This window comes from Streptomyces minutiscleroticus (assembly GCF_014650875.1).
Taxonomy (GTDB): Bacteria; Actinomycetota; Actinomycetes; order Streptomycetales; family Streptomycetaceae; genus Streptomyces; species Streptomyces minutiscleroticus.
Genome location: NZ_BMVU01000146.1, coordinates 1 through 4204 on the forward strand (window position 1 = coordinate 1; position 4204 = coordinate 4204).

A 4204-nucleotide genomic window follows, 5' to 3' on the forward strand; every position below is an offset into this window, starting at 1 on the left:
TTGCTCGTATTGCTCTTCTTGCTCACTACCTGGAACTGCTTCCTCCGGGACCTGTCGTCCCAGTATCAGGCTGTCCAGCTCGGAGGGGGAACTTCAGTGGTCTGGTTACGACAGATGTTGCGATACCTGTTGCGTCAGTTGTTGCACCTCATGCCCGCCCGTTCCATGCGTTTTCGCAGGTCAAGATTTTTCGTATGGTCTGCGGATCTGGCATCCCCCTGTGCGCCCCTCGCCACCGCCCCGCCTGTAGAAAAAGAGAGGGCGGGCGGGACCGTGGCGAGAGGCTGCCCGGGGGATCGGGTGCGAGGGGTCTGTTCTGGCGGGTCGGCGAGGTCTCCGCGCGGCTGGGGCGCGGGCGGTGCTGTGGGGTGTCTGGACGGCTACGCCCCAGACGGTTTCCCGGGCTCGCGGCGCAGGGCGTTTTCCGGGGGTTGGCCGGTTTCGGGACGGTGTGGGGTGGCCGTCCTGGTCCGTTGTGGTCCTGGTGGTCGGGGCCGGGGGTGTGGTGGGGTTCCCGGCCGGTTCTTGGGCAGTAGCACGTGGAGTGCGCCTGGTCGGATGGTGCAGGTGATGGGGGTGGGCAGGGTGGCGGGTTCGCCGTCGATGCCTGCGTGCAGGCGCCGGTTTGTGCTGTGCAGGGTGATGCTGGTTGCCGACCAGGTGATGACTGCTGGGGTTGCAGCGCCCTGGCGGTGCAGTTGGTCGCGAAGGTAGTACAGGAGGTCGGGGGGTGGAGTGGTGGGGCGTTTGAGCACGATGCTGCCGAGCAGTCCTGTGGTGAGGGAGAGGCGTCGTCCCAGGTAGCGGGGGGTGGCGAGGTGGTAGGGGTTGTTGGACACCAGGACGACCTGCGGGGAGGTGACGGGCCCTTGCGGGGTGTCGACGTCGGCCTCGACCCATTGTTCTCCCCTGAGGTAGCCGGGGGCTGCTGTGGCGAAGGTGCGCGCCTTGTCCTTTCGGTATCCGGGCTCCAGCAGGGCGTGGGCGTAGATGCCGAAGGAGACGTTGTTGACGAAGACGTGCGAGCCGACCATACCGAGGTCCACCCGTGCGCTCACGCCGTCGTGCAGGGCGTTCAGCGCGGGGACGGGGGTGCGGATGTCCAGACCCAGGTCGCGGGCGAAGTGGTTGCGGGTGCCGGCCGGGATCACCAGCAGCGGCCGGTCCGTGTCGGCGGCCACCGCGGCCACGGCCGATACCGTCCCGTCGCCGCCCGCTACGCCGAGGACCTGTGCGCCCTGCTGGACGGCGCGCCTGGCCAGTATGCCCGCATCGTGTCCGGCACTGGTGGGCCAGACCTGCGCGCCCATGCTCTCGGCCCGGCCGGGCAGGTCGAAGCGATCGGGCTTGCCGCCGCCCGCGTGTGGATTTGTCACGACCACGACCTGGGTGGTCGCTCCGGTGCTTGGGGCCATGGCTGGACCTCCTTGGCCGCATGGGTCGGCCGGTCGGCCGGGCGCCGCAGGGCCGGGTGGGAATGTCGTCCGCCGGGTGCCGCCGCCCCGCTGAGCAGCCCCTACCGTTCGCTGCGGCCGCTGGTGCGCGACGTTGTGCCGCGAAGCTCAAGCCACTGACAGGTCCCGGCGTCTTGGATGCCTGTGGTGGAGGGCTTCGGCGCGCTCGCGGACGTGCGCAGCGACCTATGAGGTCCCCGCGCATACGCCGACACAGGCAGGTGCCGGCGTGGGACGGTCGGGTGTGGCAGGCGGGGTTTGTGTGCCCGTTCTGCTGTGGTCAGTGCTGTGGGTGTGGTCGTGAGCCGAGTACCGGCCGTCGCTTGGCATGGGTGCCCGTGGGCAGGCGGCCGATCTCGACGCGCAGCCTGATGGCGTGGAACACCTCGATGACTCCGAGGACCACGGCCATGACGCCCGTCACCAGGGTGAGCGCGGCGATCGAGGTGAACGGCGAGACGATCAGCACGATGCCCGCCAGCATGCCGATGATCCCGGAGAACAGCATCCAGCCCCGTGCCGGCATGGCGTCGCTCGAGGCCGCGGTGGCCGTCGTCATGACGCCGCGCAGCAGCCAGCTGAAGCCGATCCACAGGGCGAGCAGCAGGATCGACTCCAGGGTGCCGCGCAAGCAGAGCAGCCCCAGCAGCACGGACAGCGCGCCGGTGAGAAAGTGCAGTGCCCGCAGGTGCCGGGGGATGTGGGCGCCGAAGGCGGAGGCCAGTTCGAAGACGCCGGTGAGCAGCAGGTAGACGCCGAAGAGCACGCCGACGACCTGGAGCGTCTCCCTGGGCCAGGCGAAGATCACAACGCCCAGGGCGATGGCGGCCAGCCCCGTGGTGAGCCGGATCTGCCAGCCCGCATTCGCCAGGGCCTGCAAGGGGCCGGTGGCGGGGAGGTCCGGGAGCTCTGCGCCGGGCTGGGAGTTGCCGTCCGAGGAAGGGGAGGTGGATGCCATGGCTTTCCTCCTAAGCCTCCTGTTCGCGTCAGGACGCTTCCATCGTGGCCCTGCCCGGCTTTTCCGGTGCCGGGCGAAGACGGTGTTTTCGGCGGGCGCGTTCTCTTCGCGCGGACGGCGGCCGCCCTGAGCAGGGGCGAGGCAGGAGCGGCGCCGGATGATGGGCCTCATTTGCCCGATGCCGGCCTGGACGGCGAGACGGGCATCCCGACATGCATGGGGAGCAGGGGCTTCTGCATGAAGCGCAGTTGGCCGTCATCGCGGTCGCTGTGGCGGCCGCTGCCGTGGCTGCCGGGGCCAAAGGCCGGGAGGGTTTGTGAAAGCCCCTTCCCAGGCTGCGTGCCGTACGAGGGTAGCGCTGGGTGCTTCTGTTTGTTCGGTCAAGGTCTGTGGGCTTGGTCAGGCTGTCTGTTCGCGTCCGGGCTGGTAGAGGGTGCGGTGCTTGAGCATGGCGTGCAGGACGTCGACGCGGCGGCGGGTGAGGCAGATGAGGGCTGCGTTGTGACACTTCTTCTCCGCGCGTTTCTTGTCGTAGTAGGCCCGCGATCCGGGGCTGTTCAGCGAGGCGAGGGAGGCCAGGAACAGGGCCCGCTTGAGTGGCTTGTTGCCGCCGCGGGGTGGTCCTTCGCCCCGGATGGAGGTTCCCGAGCGGCGGGTGGTGGTGGGGGGCAGTCCCGCGTAGGAGGCCAGGTGGGCGGCGGTGGGGAACGCGCTGGGGTCGCCGACCTCGGCCAGGATGCGGGCTCCGGTCCTGACCGCGACCCCGGGCATGGAGGTCAGGACCGGCGCGAGAGGGTGTGCCCCCAGCAGGGCGGCGATACGGGTGGCTTCATCGACGTCACACGACAGCAGTCGTCGACAGCCTCGGGAGGCACTCACCGGGCTCGGATCTCGATGTCGACGAGAACGGGAGGCACCTGCCGGTGCTCGGCAACGGCGGGACGGCGGTCGCCACCTATGCCCGTAGCCAGCGCTTTTGTCTCGGGCCTCGGACAAGCGGCACACGGCGACCTACCGGTCGGCACCGAGCTGCTGCCCGAAACCGTCGGTATTCGACGCGGGCAACACCTCCCGAACTGCCCGACAAACGCTGCTCCTCGTCATCGACAGAGCCAATACGGGCCTGCAGGGCTTCCCGGCGCTTGAGCAGGACCGCGGGGGCTTCGGCCGGGCCGGAGACGATCTCGCCGGCCGAGGCGGTGCCGACAGCCGTGGCGGTCTGTTCGGCCAGGGCGGTGGTGATCTGGCCGGCCAGGGTGCGGGCACTGCGCATCCGCGGGGCGGCCTGGAGCATCGCCCGCGCCAGCTGCTCGGGCCGGCCCGGGCCAGCTGGGCTGGGGAACCGAAGGTCTGCAGCACGGCCAGGACGGCTGGGTGCCGCAGGCGGGGCCCCACAACGCGTTCGAGGGCGGGATGGACGGAGGTGAGCACGCCGCGCGGCCGGTTGGAGGTGCGGGTGGCGTCCTGGGCGAGGTCGTCGTATCCGGTTGGTTCCACGTGCACGCCGACACTCCGCGACTTTGCGGAGCCGCTTTGGTGCGGGTCCCGAAGCTCCTGGTGCCGGCGTCGTGCTCGACCGGGCAGGCGCACTGCCTGCCCGGTGTGCCGGAGGCTCACGGCGCCATGATCATCCGCGTCGACGCAGAGCCACCCTTGAGCCGTTTCGCCGACCTGATGAGCGACCGCCCGCCGACCCAGGGCTTGATCAAGTTCCCTGAGCGTCGAGGTTGTTGATGATGCCCAGGAGTGGGGGGGGCTCGTTCGGGTTGGTCGCGGATTGCCCGGGTGGTTC

Annotated in this window: 2 protein-coding genes and 1 pseudogene; all 3 read right to left on the reverse strand. The window is 69.8% G+C overall.

What is annotated here, in order from left to right; translation table 11 throughout:
- Positions 1 to 380: 380 nt before the first annotated feature.
- Positions 381 to 1415 (reverse strand): diacylglycerol/lipid kinase family protein, encoded by a 1035-nt coding sequence (locus IE271_RS40305; RefSeq protein ID WP_190195395.1) that lies wholly within the window; start codon positions 1413 to 1415, stop codon positions 381 to 383.
- 319 nt (positions 1416 to 1734) lie between these two features.
- Positions 1735 to 2412, reverse strand: coding sequence for an HdeD family acid-resistance protein (locus IE271_RS40310; protein WP_190195396.1), 678 nt, complete (start codon positions 2410 to 2412; stop codon positions 1735 to 1737).
- A 399-nt stretch (positions 2413 to 2811) separates the two neighbouring features.
- Positions 2812 to 3237: pseudogene (locus tag IE271_RS40315) on the reverse strand (transposase); the annotation flags it as partial.
- Between the last annotated feature and the right edge of the window lie 967 nt (positions 3238 to 4204).